The sequence below is a fragment of the Streptomyces sp. NPDC043996 genome, assembly GCF_056435225.1.
This window is the reverse complement of the sequence record NZ_JBWKEY010000003.1, coordinates 461,519-480,912: the sequence shown is the minus strand read 5'-3', so window position 1 is coordinate 480,912 and position 19,394 is coordinate 461,519. Positions and strand designations below refer to the sequence as shown.

16 protein-coding genes and 2 pseudogenes are annotated in these 19,394 nt (G+C 73.1%); 7 read left to right on the top strand and 11 right to left on the bottom strand.

Going from position 1 to position 19,394, the window contains the following annotated elements; translation table 11 throughout:
* Positions 1 to 38: 38 nt before the first annotated feature.
* Both AC07A4_RS09465 and AC07A4_RS09460 read left to right on the top strand, forming a co-directional pair.
* Positions 39 to 431 carry a hypothetical protein gene (locus AC07A4_RS09465; RefSeq protein ID WP_478595231.1) on the top strand — a complete coding sequence of 131 codons (393 nt, stop codon included), beginning with the start codon at positions 39 to 41 and terminating at the stop codon, positions 429 to 431.
* A 180-nt stretch (positions 432 to 611) separates the two neighbouring features.
* On the top strand, positions 612 to 2,018 hold the full coding sequence (locus AC07A4_RS09460; protein WP_478595229.1) for a S28 family serine protease: 1,407 nt from the start codon (positions 612 to 614) through the stop codon (positions 2,016 to 2,018).
* Positions 2,019 to 2,219: 201 nt separating this feature from the next.
* On the opposite strand, the gene AC07A4_RS09455 is transcribed toward AC07A4_RS09460, so the two are convergent.
* From AC07A4_RS09455 to AC07A4_RS09445, 3 genes are all read right to left on the bottom strand, one after another.
* The gene (locus AC07A4_RS09455) at positions 2,220 to 2,843 is read right to left on the bottom strand and encodes a hypothetical protein (RefSeq protein WP_478595226.1); all 624 of its coding nucleotides are present in this window, start codon (positions 2,841 to 2,843) and stop codon (positions 2,220 to 2,222) included.
* Between the two features lie 129 nt (positions 2,844 to 2,972).
* Positions 2,973 to 4,730, bottom strand: a complete 1,758-nt coding sequence (locus tag AC07A4_RS09450; protein WP_478595223.1) for a glycoside hydrolase family 3 protein — start codon at positions 4,728 to 4,730, stop codon at positions 2,973 to 2,975.
* Positions 4,731 to 5,058: 328 nt separating this feature from the next.
* The gene (locus tag AC07A4_RS09445) at positions 5,059 to 5,961 is read right to left on the bottom strand and encodes a LysR family transcriptional regulator (protein WP_478595925.1); all 903 of its coding nucleotides are present in this window, start codon (positions 5,959 to 5,961) and stop codon (positions 5,059 to 5,061) included.
* Positions 5,962 to 6,084: 123 nt separating this feature from the next.
* Here AC07A4_RS09445 and AC07A4_RS09440 point away from each other — a divergent pair, with 123 nt between their 5' ends.
* A complete protein-coding gene (locus tag AC07A4_RS09440; RefSeq protein ID WP_478595221.1) occupies positions 6,085 to 7,071 on the top strand; it encodes an EamA family transporter in 987 nt (328 codons plus the stop codon).
* On the opposite strand, the pseudogene AC07A4_RS09435 reads toward AC07A4_RS09440, so the two are convergent.
* The 3 genes and pseudogenes from AC07A4_RS09435 to AC07A4_RS09425 all read right to left on the bottom strand — a co-directional run.
* Positions 7,025 to 7,735: pseudogene (locus AC07A4_RS09435) on the bottom strand (sugar phosphate isomerase/epimerase family protein); the annotation flags it as partial. The gene AC07A4_RS09440 and the pseudogene AC07A4_RS09435 sit on opposite strands and share 47 nt — an antisense overlap.
* Before the next feature lie 79 nt (positions 7,736 to 7,814).
* Positions 7,815 to 8,744, bottom strand: a complete 930-nt coding sequence (locus tag AC07A4_RS09430) for a bifunctional helix-turn-helix transcriptional regulator/GNAT family N-acetyltransferase (RefSeq protein ID WP_478595220.1) — start codon at positions 8,742 to 8,744, stop codon at positions 7,815 to 7,817.
* Positions 8,745 to 9,051: 307 nt separating this feature from the next.
* Positions 9,052 to 10,113 carry a LacI family DNA-binding transcriptional regulator gene (locus tag AC07A4_RS09425; protein ID WP_478595217.1) on the bottom strand — a complete coding sequence of 354 codons (1,062 nt, stop codon included), beginning with the start codon at positions 10,111 to 10,113 and terminating at the stop codon, positions 9,052 to 9,054.
* Positions 10,114 to 10,293: 180 nt separating this feature from the next.
* On the opposite strand from AC07A4_RS09425, the gene AC07A4_RS09420 reads away from it, so the two are divergent.
* The 4 genes and pseudogenes from AC07A4_RS09420 (at position 10,294) to AC07A4_RS09405 (ending at position 15,567) form a co-directional block, all read left to right on the top strand.
* Positions 10,294 to 11,445, top strand: a complete 1,152-nt coding sequence (locus tag AC07A4_RS09420; RefSeq protein ID WP_478595215.1) for a Gfo/Idh/MocA family protein — start codon at positions 10,294 to 10,296, stop codon at positions 11,443 to 11,445.
* Between the two features lie 95 nt (positions 11,446 to 11,540).
* Positions 11,541 to 12,665 (top strand): annotated as a pseudogene (locus AC07A4_RS09415) (dihydrodipicolinate synthase family protein); the annotation flags it as partial.
* Positions 12,662 to 13,522 (top strand): sugar phosphate isomerase/epimerase family protein, encoded by an 861-nt coding sequence (locus AC07A4_RS09410; protein WP_478595213.1) that lies wholly within the window; start codon positions 12,662 to 12,664, stop codon positions 13,520 to 13,522. The pseudogene AC07A4_RS09415 and the gene AC07A4_RS09410, both read left to right, overlap by 4 nt.
* A gap of 305 nt (positions 13,523 to 13,827) precedes the next feature.
* Entirely contained in the window at positions 13,828 to 15,567 is a 1,740-nt protein-coding gene (locus AC07A4_RS09405; RefSeq protein ID WP_478595210.1) for a UvrD-helicase domain-containing protein, read from the top strand.
* Here AC07A4_RS09405 and AC07A4_RS09400 read toward each other — a convergent pair.
* From AC07A4_RS09400 to AC07A4_RS09380, 5 genes are all read right to left on the bottom strand, one after another.
* Positions 15,555 to 16,145, bottom strand: coding sequence for a hypothetical protein (locus AC07A4_RS09400; RefSeq protein ID WP_478595208.1), 591 nt, complete (start codon positions 16,143 to 16,145; stop codon positions 15,555 to 15,557). The genes AC07A4_RS09405 and AC07A4_RS09400 overlap by 13 nt on opposite strands.
* Positions 16,146 to 16,339: 194 nt before the next feature.
* The gene (locus AC07A4_RS09395; RefSeq protein ID WP_478595207.1) at positions 16,340 to 17,254 is read right to left on the bottom strand and encodes a DNA-processing protein DprA; all 915 of its coding nucleotides are present in this window, start codon (positions 17,252 to 17,254) and stop codon (positions 16,340 to 16,342) included.
* A 105-nt stretch (positions 17,255 to 17,359) separates the two neighbouring features.
* Entirely contained in the window at positions 17,360 to 17,767 is a 408-nt protein-coding gene (locus AC07A4_RS09390) for a DUF937 domain-containing protein (RefSeq protein ID WP_478595205.1), read from the bottom strand.
* Between the two features lie 304 nt (positions 17,768 to 18,071).
* Entirely contained in the window at positions 18,072 to 18,476 is a 405-nt protein-coding gene (gene rbsD / locus AC07A4_RS09385; RefSeq protein ID WP_478595202.1) for a D-ribose pyranase, read from the bottom strand.
* Positions 18,473 to 19,381: a ribokinase gene (locus tag AC07A4_RS09380; RefSeq protein WP_478595199.1), complete on the bottom strand. Its 909-nt coding sequence runs from the start codon at positions 19,379 to 19,381 to the stop codon at positions 18,473 to 18,475. The genes rbsD and AC07A4_RS09380 overlap by 4 nt, the downstream gene beginning before the upstream one ends.
* Between the last annotated feature and the right edge of the window lie 13 nt (positions 19,382 to 19,394).

The window sequence follows — 19,394 nt, the reverse complement described above, 5'->3', positions numbered from 1 at the left end:
GTCAGTACGCTGTTGCCGGGGTTGCGGGAGGGGACATCGTGGACAGTGGTCGGATACGGCGACGCCTGACGGCGGGCGGCGCCGCGGTCGCCGCTGCCGTCCTGTTCGCGCTCGTGGGCCCCGGCGCCGGGACGGCCGAGGCCGCCGCGCCCTGCCCCGGGAGCAAGGTCCGCACGCTGCCCTTCAGCACCGGCAAGGTCGTCCTCTACAAGAAGCGCGGCTTCGTCTGCGCCCTGACGTACGCCAGGAACACCGGCGTCCGCAAGGCGATGTCCGTGAGCGTGCAGGCGCGGGGCAGCCGCCCCGTGCGGGACGCGGGCCGCTACCTCCGCGTCGCGGGCCCGGTGAAGGTGCACGCGGGCCACCGCTGCGTACGGGTCAAGGGGCAGGTGGGAAGCGACGGCGTCAGCACGAACTGGATCCTGTGCTGAGGCGCGTTCCGGGACGAATCGTGCGCGATCCCACTCCCCTGTCCGCTGAACGGACACCCGGCCCCCCTAAGTGAATTTCCCCGCCCGCGCGATGGTGGCGATTTGTCCTCAATGCGGCCTGGTGTGCGGAGAGTTGCTCCGTTAGGTTCCGGGAATCGCCGCGCCGACAGGGGAGGACGCATGCGCAAGACCCTCAGATGGGTGTTGTCACTCGTGGTGCTGATAGGCACCGTGAGCTTCACCGGAGCCACGGCGGCCACCGCCGCGAAGCCCGGGGCACCCGCCGCCAAGACCGACATCAAGGACCGGCTCCTCGCCATCAAGGGCATGAGCCTCATCGAGGAGAAGCCGTACGACGGCTACCGCTTCTTCGTGCTGAACTACCGGCAGCCGGTGGACCACCGGCACCCGGCCAAGGGCACCTTCCAGCAGCGCATCACCGTGCTGCACAAGGACACCGCCCGGCCCACCGTCTTCCACACCTCGGGCTACGGCCTGAACACCAACCCGGGGCGCTCGGAGCCCACCCGGGTCATCGACGGCAACCAGGTCTCCATGGAGTACCGCTTCTTCACGCCGTCGCGGCCGTCGCCCGCGAACTGGAAGAAGCTCGACATCTGGCAGGCCGCGAGCGACCAGCACCGCATCTTCAAGGCGCTGAAGCCGCTGTACGGCAAGAAGTGGCTGTCCACCGGAGCCTCCAAGGGCGGCATGACCGCCACCTACTTCGAGCGCTTCTACCCGCGTGACATGGACGGCGTCGTCGCCTACGTCGCGCCCAACGACGTCAACAACGAGCAGGACGCGGCCTATGACCGCTTCTTCGAGACCGTCGGCACCAAGGAGTGCCGCACCAAGCTGGAGGCCGCGCAGCGCGAGGCGCTGGTCCGCCGGGAGCCGCTGGAGAAGCTGTACGCCGCGTACGCGGCCGACAACAAGTACACCTTCAAGACCATCGGCAACCTCGACAAGGCCTTCGAGGCCGTCGTCCTCGACGTGAACTGGGGCTTCTGGCAGTACCAGCAGTCCGCCACCGCCTGCGGCCAGGTGCCCGACGCCGCCACCGTCAGCGACAAGGACCTCTTCGACTGGATCGAGCGGATCGGCGGCTGGTCCTCCTACGCCGACCAGGGCCTCGAGTACTACACGCCGTACTACTACCAGGCCGGTACGCAGCTGGGCTCGCCCGACATCAAGCAGCCCTGGCTCGGCGACCTGAGCCGCTACGGCTACCAGCCGCCGCGCAACTTCGTGCCCCGTGAGATCCCGATGCGCTTCCAGAAGCACGCCATGAAGGACGTCGACCGCTGGGTGCGCCACCACTCCCGGCGCATGATGTTCGTGTACGGCGAGAACGACCCGTGGGGTGCGGAGCCGTTCCGGCCGGCGCGCGGGGCGAAGTACGACTCCCACGTCTTCACCGCGCCCGGCGGGAACCACGGCGCGAACGTCGCCGGGCTCGGCGACGCGGACAAGGCCAAGGCCACGGAGCGGATTCTTGCCTGGGCGGGGGTTTCCTCGGCCACGAAGCCGGCGCCGTATGACGCGAAGCTGGACCGCCAGCGCCACCAGACGCTGAGGCCGTAGCCCTCGCGGGGCGCCCCAGACCCGCCCCTTCCCGATCCGGGGGCTGCCGCCCCCGGGCCCCCGCTTTTCGGCGCTCCGCGCCTCGTCCTCAAACGCCGGACGGGCTGGAAGTTCTAGCCCCTCCGGCGTTTGAGGAGCGGGGTCTGGGGCGGAGCCCCAGTTTCGGGAAGGGGCGGGGTGGGGGAGGAGCCCCCGGCAGGGTCAGACGCGGGTAGCGCAGCCCACCGGGCGGGGGCCGCCCAGGGTTACGTACAGGTCCGTGCCGGGGGCGCAGGCGGTGCGGTCGGGGACGGCGGCCGTCACGCGGTACTCGGGGGCCCGCCGCCCGGACCCGTCGCACGCGGTCTCGCGGACCTCCCCGGCCCCCGACCCGTACACACAGTCCCCGACCACGGTCCGGGGCCCGCCGCCGCCCCCGGGATCCCCGGGGTGCGGCGGCTCCAGGTTCCGCATGCAGGCGTACCCCTGCGGCACCTCACCGTCCCCGTCCTCGTCGACGGAGGGCCGGTTCTGCTTGATGTGCAGCACGAAGTCGGTGCGCGCGGGACAGGCGGGCTCGTCACCGGCGGGCCCGTCGTAGCGGGCGATGACGCGCGCGGCGGCCCGCTCGCTGCCGCAGGGCACCTCCGTGAAGGCCACGCGCCCCCGCGAACTGCACTCGTCGGCGCCGAGGAAGACGGCCCCGTACCCGGCGTCGCGCGAGGTCCTGTCGGCCCCGGCGCGGGCGTCCGCCGCCGGACTCGCGGACTTCTGACAGCCCGTGACGGCCAGGGCGACGGCGAGCAGCGCGCCCCCGCACGCGACCACCGCACCCGACCTCCGCATGGCACCCCCCGAACTGTGGCCATGTGCACCCAGCGTGACCCCGCCGCGCGGGCCACGCCAGGTGTTTCGGGGGCTTTGCGCTCATTCGCGGCACTGGTGCGCGCGGGCTGCGTACGGCCCGTACGCCCGTTAGTCGGCGGTGGCGTACGGCTCGTACGAAAGGCCGTGGCCGATGGGGTACAGCACCTGCCCCGGGGCCCCTGGGTGCGGCACGGGCACGGGCAGGCGCCCCTGCGGCCGGACGCGGCCCGCGAGCACGCGGGCGGCGGCGCGCAGTTCGACGTCCGTCCAGGAGTACGTGGCGAGGGCGGCGGCGGCCCTCGGGAGGTCCTGCGGGGTGCGCACGGCGAGGGTCACGACGGGCACGCCGGTGGCGGCGAGGGCCGTCACGAGGGCGTCCTGGGCGTCGCCCGCGGTGACGTCGTACGCCGTGACGAGCACGGCGGCGCGGCCCGCGGCGGCGGCGACCGCCTCGTCGACGGCGGCCTTCGAGGGCTCGGTGCCGGTGCTCAGGGCCGTGGCGGTGAAGCCCAGGGCGCGCAGGGCGTCGGCGAGGACCGTCGTGGGCGGTCCGGTGGTGCCGGACGGGGACACCGGGTCGGCGCCGACGACGAGCAGGTCGCCGTGGCGGTCGGGGGAGAGCGGGAGCAGTCCGCCGTCGTTGCGCAGCACCGTGGTGGTGCGGTCGGCGATGCGGTCGGCGGTGGCGCGGTGGGCGCTGGTGCCGACGGCCTCGTCGACGCCGTCCACGGCGACGTACGGGTCCGCGAACAGGCCGAGCTTCGCCTTGAGTTGCAGGACGCGCAGCACGGAGGCGTCGACGCGCTCCTCGCTCAGCTCGCCGTCCCTGACCGCCTGGACGACGGCGTCGAAGGCGAGTTCGGGCCTCGGCGGGTGCAGCAGCTGGTCGACGCCCGCCTTCAGGGCGAGGACGGCCACCCGGTCGTCGCCGTACTTGGTGCGCACCCCGCGCATGGACAGCGAGTCCGTCACCACGAGCCCGTCGTGGCCGAGCTGTTCGCGCAGCACGCCGGTGACGATGGGGTGCGACAGGGTCGCGGGGTCGAGGGCCGGGTCGAGGGCGGGGACCACGATGTGCGCGGTCATCACGGCGTCGACCCCGGCGGCGAGCGCCGCGCGGAACGGCGGGGCGTCCAGCTCCTCCCACTGCTCGCGGGTGTGCGGGATGTGCGGAAGGGCGGAGTGGCTGTCGGTCTCGGTGTCGCCGTGGCCGGGGAAGTGCTTGGCGGCCGCGGCGATCCCGGCGCTCTGGAAGCCCTCGATCTGGGCGGTGACGAAGTCGGCGACGGCGTCCGGGCCCGCGCCGAAGGAGCGCACGCCGATGACGGGGTTGGCCGGGTTCACGTTCACGTCGGCGGAGGGCGCGTAGTTCTGCAGGACGCCGAGGGCGCGCAGCTCGGCCCCGGCGATGCGGGCCGCCTCGCGCACGTCGGCGCGCGAGCCGCCCGCGCCGAGCGCCATCGCGCCGGGCAGCAGGGTCGCGGGGGCGCCGACGCGGGCGACGACGCCGTGCTCCTGGTCGATGGTCAGCAGCAGCGGCACGCCCGCGCCCTGGCCGAGGGCCGCGCGCTGGACGTCGTTGGACAGCGTGGCGAGCTGGCGCGGGTCGCGGGTGTTGTGGGCCCAGCCGAAGTAGATGAGGCCGCCGGGGCGGTACTTGGCGATGGCCTCGGCCGCGGTGCGGACGCCCAGTTCCTTCTGGTTGGCCTCGGCGTCGGCCGGATCGGGTGCGGTGGCGTGGTGCCCGTACACGGCCAGGACGAGGAGCTGGCCGACCTTCTCTTCGAGGGACATGCGGGACACGAGGGCGCGGAGTTCCCCAGGCGACGCGGGGGTCGCGGGGGCGCTGTGGGAGTCGTGAGGCACCTGCCACGGATATCCCGTGGCGTACGCCCGGTCAAGGGAAACGGCGGCGGCCCGCCGGGGCCAAGGGGGCCGCCACCGGCGCTATGGAGGGGGGCGCACCGGCGGCGGCGCGCTGCCGGCCACGGGCGGCGGAGAGGGTGGTCAGCGTTCGCAGCCAGCAGCGATGCCGACACCGCCTCGCGGAGACTCTCCGGCAGCGTGCCCCTTTGACGACCGGGCGTCCTTCCGGGTTCCCGCCGGGGCGCGGATGGCCCGAAGTCGGTGCGGGCGGGAAGCCTGGGACGCGGGAGCCACCCCGGCCGGCGCGCGCCCGCAGCCCGCGCGCTGGTCAGACGCTCCCCGGCCACGCCTCCCGCAGCACCCGCACCGCCTCCGCGATCGCGGGCCGCCGCGCCGCGTCGGACCGCCACACCGCGTACAGGCGGCGCACCGGCAGCGGGTCGAGGCGCACCGGCACCACCCCCGGCGGCAGCGGGCCGCGCCCGAGGCGGGGCATCACGGCGATGCCGAGCCCCGCGGCGACGAGCGCGATCAGGGTGGGGTTCTCCTCGGCCTGGTGGACGATGTCCATCTCGCACCCCGCGGCCCGCATCGTGCGCACCAGCCAGTCGTGGCAGATCTGCCCCGGCGGCTGCGAGACCCACCGCTCGCCCTTGAGCTCGGCGCGCCGCACCGCGTCCCGCCCGGCGAGCGGATGCCCTTCCGGAACCAGCAGATCGCACCTGTCCTCACCGAGCAGGACCTGGTCGACGCCGGGCGGCGTGGGCAGCGGGGCGATGTCCCAGTCGTGCACCACCGCCAGGTCCACGACCCCCTTGGCGACGAGGTCGACCGACAGATGCGGCTCGACCTCACTGAGGCGGGCGTCGAGCGCCGGGTGGCGCCGCCCCAGCTCGGCCAGGACCCCGGGGAGCAGCCCGCGCGCGGCGGAGGCGAACGCCATGATGGTCAGCCGCCCGGCGGGCACCCCGCGCCGCTCTTCGAGCTCGGTCTCCGCGCGCTCCACGATCGCCAGCAACTCCCGCGCGGTATCGGCGAGATGGAGCGCCTCCTCAGTCAGGGCGACGCCGCGCCCCCGCCGTTCGAGCAGGGTGGTGCGCGTCTCCCGCTCCAGCTTGGCGATCTGCTGGGACACGGCGGACGGCGTATAGCCGAGCGCGGCCGCGGCGGCCCCGACGGTCCCGTGCACGGACACGGCGTACAGGGCCCGCAGCCGCCCCAGATCAAGCACCCCCACCACACCCTTCCTACGACCGATACGGAAACCTCAACCCGCAACCACAAGCAACGCTTAACTCAATCATGAAGAAATTGGCGCTGGTGCTACACGCTCCCGCCGAGTGATCCTCGACGCATGCGTCCCACCCACCTCTTCCTAGCCGTGCTCATCGCCGCCATCTGGGGCGTGAACTTCGTCGTCATCGAGATCGGCCTCGACCACTTCCCGCCGCTGCTCTTCTCCGCCCTGCGCTTCCTCGTCGCGGCGCTGCCCGCCGTGTTCTTCGTGGGCCGCCCCAAGGTCGCCTGGAAGTGGCTGATCGGGGTGGGCCTCGCGCTGGGAGTGGGGAAGTTCGCCCTGCTGTTCATCGGCATGGACGCGGGCATGCCGCCGGGTCTGTCCTCCCTGGTGCTGCAGGTCCAGGCGGTCTTCACGGCGCTCATCGCCTTCGCGGTCCTGCGCGAGGTCCCCACGCGCCTCCGCGTCCTCGGGATGGCCGTGGCCCTCGCGGGCATCGGCGTCGCGGCGGTCGACGAGGGCGCGTCAGGGCCGCTGACGGGCTTCGGCCTGACCGTGGCGGCCGCGGTCTGCTGGGGCGTGTCGAACGTCCTCACCCGCAAGGCGGCGCCCCCGGACGCCCTGAACTTCATGGTGTGGGTGAGCACGGTCCCGGTGCTTCCCCTGCTCGCCCTGTCCCTCCTCTTCGAGGGCCCGGGACGCGACCTGGAGGCGCTGCGCTCGCTCGACTGGCAGGCCGTGGCCGCGCTGCTCTGCGTGGCCTGGGTGGCGACGGTCTTCGGCTTCGGGGCCTGGGGCCATCTGCTGCGCCACTACCCCGCGTCGACCGTGGCCCCCTTCACGCTCCTGGTCCCGGTGTTCGGCATGTCGTCGGCGGCGCTGTTCCTGGGCGAGTCGGTCAGCGGCGCCCAGTGGTGCGCGGCGGCGCTCCTGGTGGGCGGCGTGGCCCTGACGTCCTTCTCCCAGGGCCCTAAGCGGCCTCGGTCAACAGCCGGGCAAGCAACTCCCGCCCCGCGCCAAGGAGTTCCGGCAGCGGCGCCGCGTCCTCGTACCACCGCTTCTCGTACTCCCAGCACAGCCACCCGTCCCAGCCCTCGCGGCTGAGCAGTTCGACGCACTCGGCGAGCGGAAGGGCGCCCGTCCCAAGGGCCAGGGGAGTGGTGTCGTCCTCGCTCGCGATGTCCTTGACCTGGACGTATCCCAGATACGGCCCGAGCGCGGCAAAGCTCTCCTGGACCTGTTCGCCGCCGAGCCAGGTGTGCATCAGGTCCCACAGGGCCCCGGCGTGCCGGTGGCCGACGGTGCCGAGCACGCGGGCGGCGTCGGCGCCCGTGCGGTGCGAGTCATGGGTCTCCATCAGGACCCGCACCCCGGCGTCGGCGCCGAGTTCGGCGGCGACGCCGAGCCGCCGGGCGGCGGTCGCGTCGGCCTCTTCGGGGGGCTGCTCGCCGCCGCCGGGGAAGACCCGTACGAACGGGGCGCCGAGATCGCGCGCGAGGGCGACGAGCTCCCGCACCTCATCGAGCACGGGCCCGTCAGCGCCGGGCTCGGCGAGCCTGGCGTACCCGGAGACCCCGACGACCGAGACGCCCGCCGCCTTGAACGCGGCGGCCACATCAGCCCGTTCGGTGAGGCCGAGCCCCGGGTGCACGGGTTCCTCGGGGTGCGCGCGCAGTTCGACGCCGTGGTAGCCGTGGGTGGTGGCGAGGCGGAGCACGTCATCGACGGGCAGGCCGGGCACGCCGAGCGTGGAGAAGGCGAGTCTCATGGCCGGGACCCTAGTGCCGGGGCGCCCTGGGTCAACCCCGCCTCAAAAAACCCGGAGGGAATCATTCCGATCATTCCCATCATTCCGACTCGCTCCGCAGCGGCAGCCGCCAGGTCTGCCCCACGAGGTCGGCGCCGAAGGCACGGCAGGCCTTCTCGTCGACCATCACGAATCCGTGCCGCGCGTACAGGGCCCGCGCCGAGTCCAGTACGTCACTGGTCCACAGCACCAGCTCCCGGTACCCCACCTCCCGGGCGAACCCGATCGCCTCCCGCACCAGGCGCCGCCCGATGCCGAGCCCCCGCACCTCGGGTTCCACGAGGAGCAGCCGGAGCCGGGCGGCCCCTGGCGCCTCGTCCCGCACGCACATCACGCACCCCACGGGCCGCCCGTCAAGGTCGGCGATCCACACCCGCTCCACGTGCGGGGCGTGATCGCGCGCGAAGTCGGCGACCACTTGGGCGACGAGCCCCTCGTACTCGGCGTTCCACCCGAACTCGGCCGCGTACAACGCCCCGTTGCGCTGCACGATCCACCCGAGCTCCCCGGCCCCGGGCTCCCGCAGCGCCACGTCCTCGCCGCACCTCACGGACCCCGCCCCGGTCAGGATCTCCCGCACGGTCGCCATGGCCGCGGTGAGCCGCTCCCGCTCGGCCGCGGGCATACGGGCCACCAGCGCCCCGACGCTGCCCCGCGACCGCTCGTCGAGCAGATCGGCGACCTGCCGCCCCCGCGCCGTGAGCGTGACGTGCCGCCGCCGCGTGTCGCGCTCCGAGCGCGTCCGCCCGACCAGGCCGTCCTCCTCGAACTTCGCCAGGATGCGGCTCAGATACCCCGCGTCCAGCGACAGGGCGGCCCGCAGATCGGCGGCGTCGGTACGGGCCGAGTGCGCGAGCTCGTACAGGACGCGGGACTCGGTGAGTGTGTAGGGCGCGTACAGATGACGGTCGAGGGAGCCGATGAGGTTCGCGTAGAAGCGGTTGAACGAACGGATCTCCTGCACACTCACGGGACACCTCGCTGACCGAGTCAGAGAAGCCGAGCGTAGTGGCGTTCGACGCGGGCGCACACTCCGAGACCACGGACGGCGGCCGGACGCCGACGAAACACGAGGGGCCGCGGCGGTATGTCCGCCCGCAGCACGGTCAGCGGACCGCCGGTGCGGGAGGTCCGGCGGTGCCCACAAAGGCGAGGACGGACATACCGCCGCGGCCCCGCCCCTGCACCAGGCGGAGGCACCGAACCCACGACCAGCCCGCGACGATGCCCCAGCCCCGACGAACCTTCCGAGGCCCGCCGCAGGCGAAATCCACAGCTCACGCCTTCCCCCCGGAACCAGGCACCCCCGTGGACCCCCGCACCATCAACTCCCCGTGCACCGTGGCGATCCCGCCGGGCGGCTCCTCCTCGCGCCCCATGGCGATCCGCCCGGCCCGCGCCCCCGCCTCGTACAGCGGCAGCCGCACGGTGGTCAGGGCGGGCACCGCGTCGATGCTGAAGGGCAGGTCGTCGAACCCGGCGACCGACACGTCGCCGGGGAGGGAGAGCCCCCGGTCCCGCAGGGCGGCGCAGGCGCCCAGGGCGACGGTGTCGTTGGCGGCCACGACGGCGGTCAACGACGGGTCCCTGCGCAGGAGTTCGAGCGTGGCGTCATAGCCGGAGCGCCGGTCGTACGGCCCGTGCAGCGTGAGCCGGGGATCCTCGGCGACCCCCGCGGCCGCCAGCGCCTCCAGGTGGCCTTCGAGCCGGTGCCGCGTCGTCGTCCGCTCGACGGGCCCGGCGATGTACCCGAGCCGCCGGTGCCCGAGCCCCAGCAGATGCTCCGTCAGCCGCCGCCCGCCGCCCCGGTTGTCGAAGGTGAGGGCCACCGCGTCCGGCGCGCCCTCGACCGGGGGCCGCCCGCACAGGACCACCCGGGACCCCGCGTCCCCGAGCCGCCGCAGCTTCGTGGCGATGGCGGCCGCGTACTCCGGGTCCTCGCTGGCGCCGCCGGTGAGGACCACGGCGGCGGCGCGCTGGCGCTGGAGCAGCGTGAGGTAGGTCAGCTCGCGCTCGGCGGAGCCGCCGGTGTTGCAGACGACGGCCATGCGCTCGCCCCCGGCCCGCCCGCCCGGACCCACGATCTCGGACTGCACGGCACCGGCGATGATCCCGAAGAACGGGTCGGCGATGTCGTTGACGAGGATGCCCACCAGGTCGGAGGTGGCGGCGGCGAGTGAACTCGCGGGCCCGTTGAGGACGTAGTCCAGCTCGTCGACGGCCCGCAGCACGCGCTCGCGCGTAGCGGCGGCGACGGGGTAGTTGCCGTTCAGTACACGGGAGACGGTGGCGGGGGACACCTGGGCGCGGGCCGCCACGTCCGCCAGGGTCACGGTCATCTAGTGGTCCTCCGGTCTTGTACGAACGTTGTCCGCAGGCTACTTTCTCCCCCATAGAAAGCGCTTGCTACGCCTCATCGGGAAGGCGGATCGAAGCGGACCCGCCCCCTCCCGCCCCACTCCCCACCCCGCGTTCCAGTTCACCGTCAGAGCAATCCCCGGCCCCAGGGAGGAACTCACGTGACACGCAGGACGGTCCGCATCGCCATGAACGGCGTGACCGGACGCATGGGTCACCACCAGCATCTGGTCCGCTCCCTGCTGGCGCTGCGCGAGCAGGGGGGTCTCGACCTGGGTGACGGCACGGCGCTGTGGCCGGAGCCGATCCTGGTGGGCCGCAGGGAGACGGCGCTGCGCGCCCTCGCCGAGCGCTACGGCCTGGCGCACTGGTCGACGGACCTGGCCGCGGTCCTGGCCGACCCCAGGGTCGACATCTACTTCGACGCGCAGGTGACGTCCGCGCGGGAGGACGCGCTGCGGCGGGCGATCGCCGCGGGCAAGCACGTGTACGCGGAGAAGCCGTCGGCGACGACGCTGGCGGCGGCCCTTGACCTGGCCCGCGGGGCGCACGCGGCGGGCGTCCGGCACGGGGTGGTCCAGGACAAGCTGTTCCTGCCGGGCCTGCGCAAGCTCAAACGCCTGGTGGACGGCGGCTTCTTCGGCCGGGTCCTGTCCGTGCGCGGGGAGTTCGGCTACTGGGTGTTCGAGGGCGACTGGCAGCCCGCGCAGCGCCCGTCGTGGAACTACCGCGCGCAGGACGGCGGCGGGATCGTCGTCGACATGTTCCCGCACTGGGAGTACGTGCTGCACGAACTGTTCGGCCGGGTGCGCACCGTCCAGGCGCTGGCCACGACCCACGTACCGCAGCGCTGGGACGAGCGCGGCAAGCCGTACGACGCGACGGCGGACGACGCGGCGTACGGCGTGTTCGAGCTGGACGGCGGGGTGATCGCCCAGATCAACTCGTCCTGGGCGGTGCGGGTGAACCGGGACGAGCTGCTTGAGCTCCAGGTGGACGGGACCGAGGGCTCGGCCGTGGCGGGGCTGCGCACGTGCCGGGTCCAGCACCGCGCGACGACGCCCAAGCCGGTGTGGAACCCGGACCTGCCCTCGCCGCACGCGTTCCGCGAGCAGTGGCAGGAGGTCCCCGACAACGCGGAGTTCGACAACGGGTTCAAGGCGCAGTGGGAACTGTTCCTGAGGCATGTGTACGCGGACGCGCCGTACCACTGGGACCTGCTGGCGGGAGCGCGCGGGGTGCAGCTGGCGGAGCTCGGCCTCAGGTCGTCGGCGGAGGGGCGCAGGCTTGAGGTACCGGAGATCTCCCTATGACACGCACCCCACCCACAGACCCCACCCCACCCACAGACCCCACCCCACCCACAAATCTCACCCCACCCACAACCGCCACCTCACCCACAGACCCCACCCCACCCACAACCGCAACCCCACCCACAAACCGCACCCCACCCCCACCCCCCTTCCGCACCCGCACCATCTACGCCGCCGCCCACATCGTCGCGGACCCCCACGCCGACGTACCGCCGGAAGGCCCCGCCGCCATCGACTGGGACGCCACGCTCGCCTTCCGCCGCCATCTGTGGGCGCACGGCCTGGGCGTGGCCGAGGCGATGGACACCGCGCAGCGGGGCATGGGCCTCGACTGGGCGGGCGCGGCGGAGCTGATCCGGCGCTCGGCGGCGGAGGCCAGGGCGGAGGGCGGCCGCATCGCGTGCGGCGCGGGCACGGACCAGCTCACCGAGGCCGCGCCCGCGCCGGGGGAGGTGCGCGCGGCGTACGAGGAACAGCTCGCCCTCGTCGAGGGGTCCGGCGCGCGGGCGATCCTGATGGCGTCCCGGGCCCTGGCGGCGACGGCGCGGGGCCCGGACGACTACCGGCGCACCTACGACGACCTGCTGCGCCAGGCCGCCGAGCCGGTGATCCTGCACTGGCTCGGCCCCATGTTCGACCCGGCCCTCGCGGGCTACTGGGGCTCCCACGACCTGGACGCGGCCACGGACACGCTCCTGGACGTCATCGCCGCGCGCCCGGACAAGGTGGACGGCGTGAAGATCTCCCTCCTGGACGCGGACCGCGAGCGGGCGCTGCGCCGCCGCCTGCCGCCGGGCGTGCGCTGCTACACCGGCGACGACTTCCACTACCCGGAGCTGATCGCGGGCGACGCCCACGGCCACAGCGACGCCCTGCTCGGCGTCTTCGACCCGCTGGCCCCGCTGGCGGCACGGGCGGTGCGGGCCCTGGACGCGGGCGACACGGCGGCCTTCCGCGACATCCTCGCCCCCACCGTCCCGCTGGCCCGCCACCTCTTCGAGACGCCCACCCGCTACTACAAGACGGGCGTGGTGTTCCTGGCCTGGCTCGCGGGCCACCAGCGGCACTTCACGATGGTCGGCGGCCTCCAGTCGGCACGCTCGCTGCCGCATCTGTCCAGGGCGTACGAACTCGCCGCGGCCCTGGACCTGTTCCCCGACCCCGACCTGGCGGAGCACCGTCTGCGCGCCCTGCTCGCCGTCCACGGAGCGACCCCATGACGAGCCCGCACGCCCCCGGTGACCTCAGCGTCAACCAGATGACCGTCAAACAGCTGTCGCTGCCCGAACTGGTCACGGCCTGCGCGGACTTGGGCGTCAGGGGGGTCGGCCTGTGGCGCGGGCCCGTACAGGAGTACGGCGTCGAGGCGGCGGCCAAGCTGGTGCGCGCCGCGGGCCTGACCGTCACCACGCTGTGCCGGGGCGGCTTCCTCACCGCCGAGGACCCGGCGGAGCGCGCCCGCGCCCTCGCCGACAACCGCGCGGCGATCGACGAGGCGGCGGCCCTCGGCACCGACACGCTCGTCCTGGTCTCCGGGGGCCTGCCGCCCGGCGCCCGTGACCTGCCGGGGGCGCGCGCCCGCGTCGCGGACGCCCTCACCGGGCTCGCCCCCTACGCCGCCGCCCGCGCCGTGCGCCTGGCGATCGAACCCCTCCACCCCATGTACGCCGCCGACCGCTGCGTCGTCTCCACCCTCGACCAGGCCCTGGACCTGGCCGCGCCGTTCCCCGCCGACCAGGTGGGCGTGTGCGTGGACACCTACCACCTGTGGTGGGACGACCGGGCGCCCGCCGCCGTGGCCCGCGCGGGCGCCGAGGCGCGCCTGCACGCCTTCCAGCTCGCGGACTGGACCACGCCCCTGCCCCACGGCGTCCTCACCGGCCGCGGCCAGCTCGGCGACGGCACCGTCGACTTCGGCCACTGGCGCGGCCTGATGGAGGCGGCGGGCTACACCGGACCGGTCGAGGTCGAACTCTTCAACGAGGAGATCTGGCGGAGGGACGGCCGGGAGGTGCTCGCGGAGACGCTGGAGCGATACGTGGAACACGTGGTCCAAGCCACGGGTGGCGGAATGTAGGTCACTTCTGGACGGGCGTCCGGAAGCCGGGCCCGCGGCTTCGTCACGCGACCTAGCCTCGCTCCTTCAGGCAATCGAGTGTGCGATTGGAAAAGGGGGGCTCATTGTCCAGGGACCGGGACCGTACGGAGTTGCGGGTCTGGCGTTCCGCACGTGCTCACGCCGACGAGAAATGGCCGGGAGCGGGAGCCGACGAGCGTCGGGTGCTCGCCAATCTGCTGGCGCTGTCCAGCATGCGTGGCTTCCGATTGCTGGTGCACCGACAGTGGCCGGCACGTCCGCCCGGCCGCGTCCTCGACGCGGTCATGGTTTCCACGTCAGGCGTGTTCGCGCTGACGATCGGACGGACGGAGACGGACTCGGCGCGGTCGGCTGTCGCGGCCGAACCCGTCGTCGTGGCCGTGGACGACTTCAACGCCTCGCCCGCGGCCGTCGTGCCGCTCAGCCTGTCCGTGACGGGGGACGGGATCAGCGGGCTCATGAAGCTGGTGAGCGGAGCACAGCGCTTCAGGCCTACCTTGTGCAGACACCTGGCCGACCACCTCACCGGGGCGCTCAAGGACTACGAGCCTTGCGCGCTCCCTACGGGGCGGCTGAACGCGCAGGAACCTCCGGGCGACCATGCCGAAGGGGCGCTCTTCGCCGCCCAAGAGGTACGTGACGCGGCCGTGGAGGCGGCCCACGCGGCGCCCATGGAAGCGTGGATGACCTACCTCGACAACGGCCAGTTGCCCTTGGTCCGGCGCGACTGGGCCGGACCCGCGCGGATCAGCGGCCCGGCGGGGACCGGCAAGACGGTCGTGGGACTGCACCGCGCCGCGTATCTGGCGCAGCGCACCAGTGGGCGTGTGCTGTACGTAACGTACGCCAACAACCTGCCGCGCGTGCAGGAGACGTTCTTCGCGAAGATGGCGCCGTGGGTCGCGGACAGGGTCGACTTCCGCAGGTTCTATCCCTTCGTGCTCGACCTCCTCAAGTCCCGCGGAGTGCGGCACGGGCTCGACAACGACCGGGCGAAGACGCTCTACAACCTGGCCTGGGCGCGGGCGGGCAGGAGCACCCGCCTCGGTCAGCTCGACGCCTCAGGACGGTACTGGAGCGATGAGATCGAGTATGTGATCAAGGGGCGTGGGGTCACGGACTTCGCGCGCTACCGCGCCGTGCGACGGCGCGGCCGGGGGCGCCACATCCAGGTCAGGGCCGAGGAACGCGAGCTGGTGTGGCAGCTGTACGAGGAGTACCAGCGCCGCCTTGCGAGCGAGGGGGCGCACGACTTCCACGACATCCTCGCACTGGCCCTGGAATCCCTGCGGGCGGAGCCCGAACCCGGGCCCTACACCTCCATAGTCGTCGACGAGGCGCAGGACCTGCCCCAGCTGGGGATCGAGATCCTCCACACTCTTGCCGGGGACGGCCCCAACGGGCTGCTGCTCATCGGGGACGGGCAGCAGAACATCTACCCCGGTGGCTTCCGTCTGGGCGACATCGGCATCGACATCCGGGGCGATCGCGGGCAAGTGCTCCGCCGGAACTACCGCAATGCCCCACAGATTCTCCAACGGGCACTCGACGTGGTCGCCGACGTCCCCTTCGAGGACCTGGACGGCACGACCGGGCACGGCAGACGGGACGTGGAACTCGTCTGCCACGACGGGCGGGTGACCACAGCGACGGCGTCCGATCTGGAAGAGCTCGACGGCCTTCTCCTCGACGAGGTGCGTACCGTGGACGACTTGGCGGGCACCGCGGTCCTGTGCACGACCGGCGCCGAGGTGGCCCGCTACCGCCGGGTGCTCCAGGAGGCGAGGACACCAGTCTGCCTGCTCGACGCGTACACGGGGACCCCTGTGGCGGCGGTGAAGCTGGGAACGTACGTCAAGGCCAAGGGGCTCGACTTCAAGCACGTCCTGCTGCCGGGCTACACCGGTTCGATGGACGACGACCTGGCCCGCAGCCGGTTGTTCGTCGCCATGACGCGCGCCCGGGACACCCTCTGGCTGGGCGGGCTGCGGCAGGCCGGGCCACGGGGAGATCAGGGGCAGTAGTCGCCCGTGACCGGGCAGGTGTCGACGCTGTACTCCTGGCCGTCGTCCACGTACTCGGCGAGGAAGGGCACGTTGGGCGGGAACGCGGCGGCCAGGCGGCGGGCCAGGACGAGGACAGTCACTTCGCGAGCACCCGAGGTGCGTAACGCCGCGGCGGCCGACTGGGCGTGGCCGCCGGTCACCCAGGTGTCCTCAAGGACCACGACGTGACGCCCGCCGACCTCGGCGGAGTCGGGTGCGGTGAAGTGCGCGGGGTTCAGGGCTCTGCGCTCACGTCGGTCGGGGTTCGTCAGTACCGCCCGGAGGCCGGCGGGGTGCCACGCCTGAGGGAGGTAGGAGCCCAGGGCTTCCAGCGGATGAGGTCCTCGGCGTCCCTTGAGGGAGGGGACCACCACGAAGGCGGTGACGGGGAGCCGGGCCACGGCGTCGAGGCAGTCGGCGTGCCACAGGGTGAATCCCGCGATGAGCAGTGACAGCCGCTGCCGGGCGTCGTTCGCCGCGGCAAGGCACCGGGACCCCGAGGCTTTGTACTGGTACATGTCGCGGTCCGCCTGCCGCTGCTCCACGGAGTAGGTCAAGGGGACGACCCGGTGTGCGAGGGGCCAGCCGCTCTGTCCGTGGCGGCGGCACTCCCAGCAGACGTGGCAGCCTTGTCGCACGGGCGCCAGGCAGGTCGTACAGGTGATGCCCCGCTCTCGTACCGGGTTGCGCATGAGGGCTCCGAGGCGGTCCCTGATCAACGGCCGTAACTGCTTGTGCAGATCGGATTCCGTCACCGGCCGGCCGCCAGACGGCCGAGTAGCTCATCCAGGTGGCCGGGGCGGGCCAGCAGCCCGTCCACGTGGGCGAGCACGCCTTCCTCCGACTCGGCGATGTGGACGTCCGGCCGCCGCGCGTACTCCGCGCCCCACTGGGTGCTGTCGACGACGCTCCGTAGCAGGATCACCGGCCGCCCGTGCTCCACCGCCTGTCTGGTCTGGATGCGGGCACCGCTCTGCTCACCGGCTTCCACGACGACGGTGGCTTGCGAGTAGCCGGACATCGTCGCGTTGCGAGCCGGGAACGTGTGCCGGTCCGGTGCCGCGTCCGGCCAGAACTGGGAGAGCAGCAGGCCGGATGCGGCGATCTGACGGTGCAGCGCGTGATTCTGCGGGGGGTATGCGCGGCGGATGCCCGTGCCGATCACGCCGACCGTGCGGCCCCCAGCGTCCAGCGCACCGCGGTGAGCCGCACTGTCGACCCCGGCGGCGAGGCCGCTGACGACGGTGATCTCGCGCCGTGCCAGCTCCTGGGCGATGCGATACGCCACCCGCTGCCCGGTCCGGCTGGCTTCCCGCGAGCCCACCACCGCGATGCCCTGATCGTCCGGGATGACGGAGCCTTCGGTGAAGAGGAGCCCGGGCATGTCGTGCACGCCTCGAAGGCGGGCCGGGTAACGCGGCTCCAGGAATGTCACCAAGGAGAGGCCGTCCCGCTCCCAGGCCCTGATCAGCTCCGTGGCTTCGGCGAGGGCCACGTCCACGGGATCGTCCAGCAAGGTCGGCTGGCCGAGCTCCGCACGGAGCACGCTCAGGGAGCTCTCCACCTCGAACGCGCGCTGCGTGAGCTGTCTTCGGGCGGCTTCCGACGGGGCACGCCACAGCAGCGCGACCGTAGCCGCGCGCTCCGTCCATTCCCGTTCCTTCATGAGCGCGAGGCTATCGCCCGCCAGTGACATTCAGCGGCTGAACGGCAACCGATGGTTCGGGGTAGCGGAGCCGGAGAGGAGCCGGGGGCAGGGGAGTGACCGTCGCTACTTCTTGCCGCCCGCCGCCCGCTTGCTGAGCACCGCGAGGACCACCGGGATCAGGATGTCGATCGCGCGGGTCACCGTGGCCACGGGGAGGCCGGTCTTCTTCGAGACCGCCGTTGCCACCGGCTTGCTCAGCTTGCCGAGCGCCCCGGCCGCCATGCCGCCGCCGAGGAGACCGCCGAGGCCGCCGCCCAGTGTCGCGACGCCCTCCAGCGGCGGCTCCTGCGCACCGCCCGCCGCCTCCTCCTGGAGGGGCGCGGACAGGGCGGAGGCCGTGGTGCCGACGACGTCCCGCGCTCCGGCCGCGTCCGTGCCGAGGACGGAGGCGATCTCCTGGAGCTTGTCGTCGCCCAGCTCGTTGAGGACGTCGGCTTCGAACGAGTCGGCTTCGAATGAGGTGTCGCTCATGTACGGAAAGCTACGTCCGACCCGGTTCGTCGGCACGCTGAAATCGTCCCGCTGAAATCTTCCGGATTAACTTTCCGGAGCCGTGCAACCCTTCCCGGGGGTAACGGGTCGTAGTGGGTGTCATGCGCTCCGGAGGGGGGATCTGGGGGGATCCAAGGGGAGCGCGGACAGAGGGTGGGGAAACCGAGGGGGCCCGGTCGACGGACCGGGCCCCCTCGAAACGCATCCCGCCCAAAAACGCCTCCAACGCAAAACGCCGCAGGTCAAGGGCCTATCCCCGGGTCATCCCCGGGTCATCCCCGGGTCAGAAGAACACGCCGCAGCTGAGCAGCGCATTCGCGTACGGCCGCGCCTCACCCGTACGGACCACGAGCCGCGCCCCCGCCGCAAGCACCTTCAGCTCGTCGTGCGACACCAGCTCCAGAAACGGACCCGGCGCCCCCGGAAACCGCGCTTCCAACAGCCCCGCCGCTTCCGGATTCGCCTCCCGCACCTCACGCGCCACCACCGCGCCCTCCACCACGAGCTCCGCAAGGAGCCCGTCGAGGACCTGCGCGAACGACGGCACCCCCGCCACGAACGCCAGATCCACCACCCGCGGCCCCACCGGCACCGGCAGCCCCGCGTCACACACAAGCACCCGGTCGCCATGCCCCAGCTCGGCCAGCGCGCCCGCGAGATGACGGTTCAACACCCCCGACCGCTTCACAGCGCCGCGACCTCCGCGGCCGTCGGATACGACACCTGCGCCCCCGCCCGCGTCACCGCGAGGGCGCCCACCTTCACCGCGAAGCGCGCCGCCGTCGCCAGGTCCTCGCCCGCGCCGAGCCGCCACGCGAGGGCTGCCGTGAACGCGTCCCCGGCCCCCGTCGTGTCCACCGCGTCGACCTTCACCGACGGCACCCGCTCGGCGCCCCCGGCCCACGCCACCAGCGCCCCCTTCGCCCCCAGCGTCACCACCACCGAACGCGGCCCCAGGGCCAGCAGCCCCGCCGCCCACTCCTCCGGCTCCTCGGGCACCGGCGCGCCCGCGCCCTGAAGGACCACCCGCGCCTCGTGCTCGTTGACCACCAGCGGATCGCAGGCCTCAAGGACCTCGCGCGGCAGCGGCGCGGGCGGCGAGGGGTTCAGGACAAGACGGGCCCCGGGCGCGAGCGCCCGGACCACCTCGGCCACCGTCTCCAGCGGGATCTCCAGCTGCGTCGACACCACCGGCGCCGCCGCGAACAGGCCCGCCGCGGCCCGTACGTCCGCGGGCGTCAGGCGCGCGTTGGCGCCCGGCGCCACCACGATGCTGTTGTCGCCCGACGGATCGACCGTGATGAGCGCGACCCCGGTCGGCGCGCCGCCCACCAGGACCCCGGACGTGTCCACGCCCGCCGACTCCTGCGCGTCGCGGAGCAGCCGCCCGTACGCGTCGTCACCGACCCGCGCGAGCAGCGCCGTCCGCGCCCCGACCCGGGCCGCGGCGACCGCCTGGTTCGCGCCCTTGCCGCCCGGATGGACCGCCAGGTCCGAGCCGAGGACCGTCTCGCCCGCGCCAGGACGGCGCTCCACGGCCGTCACCAGGTCGGCGTTGGCCGACCCCACCACCAGCAGGTCGTACTCACGCATCCCTGTTCTGCCT

Bases quoted from the DNA above. Each gene is read 5' to 3' on its own strand.
- AC07A4_RS09390 (WP_478595205.1), bottom strand. From the start codon at position 17,767: ATGAGCGACACCTCATTCGAAGCCGACTCGTTCGAAGCCGACGTCCTC.
- AC07A4_RS09395 (WP_478595207.1), bottom strand. From the start codon at position 17,254: ATGAAGGAACGGGAATGGACGGAGCGCGCGGCTACGGTCGCGCTGCTG.
- AC07A4_RS09455 (WP_478595226.1), bottom strand. From the start codon at position 2,843: ATGCGGAGGTCGGGTGCGGTGGTCGCGTGCGGGGGCGCGCTGCTCGCC.
- AC07A4_RS09425 (WP_478595217.1), bottom strand. From the start codon at position 10,113: ATGACCGTGACCCTGGCGGACGTGGCGGCCCGCGCCCAGGTGTCCCCC.
- AC07A4_RS09405 (WP_478595210.1), top strand. From the start codon at position 13,828: ATGGTTTCCACGTCAGGCGTGTTCGCGCTGACGATCGGACGGACGGAG.
- AC07A4_RS09460 (WP_478595229.1), top strand. From the start codon at position 612: ATGCGCAAGACCCTCAGATGGGTGTTGTCACTCGTGGTGCTGATAGGC.
- AC07A4_RS09440 (WP_478595221.1), top strand. From the start codon at position 6,085: ATGCGTCCCACCCACCTCTTCCTAGCCGTGCTCATCGCCGCCATCTGG.
- AC07A4_RS09380 (WP_478595199.1), bottom strand. From the start codon at position 19,381: ATGCGTGAGTACGACCTGCTGGTGGTGGGGTCGGCCAACGCCGACCTG.
- AC07A4_RS09410 (WP_478595213.1), top strand. From the start codon at position 12,662: ATGACGAGCCCGCACGCCCCCGGTGACCTCAGCGTCAACCAGATGACC.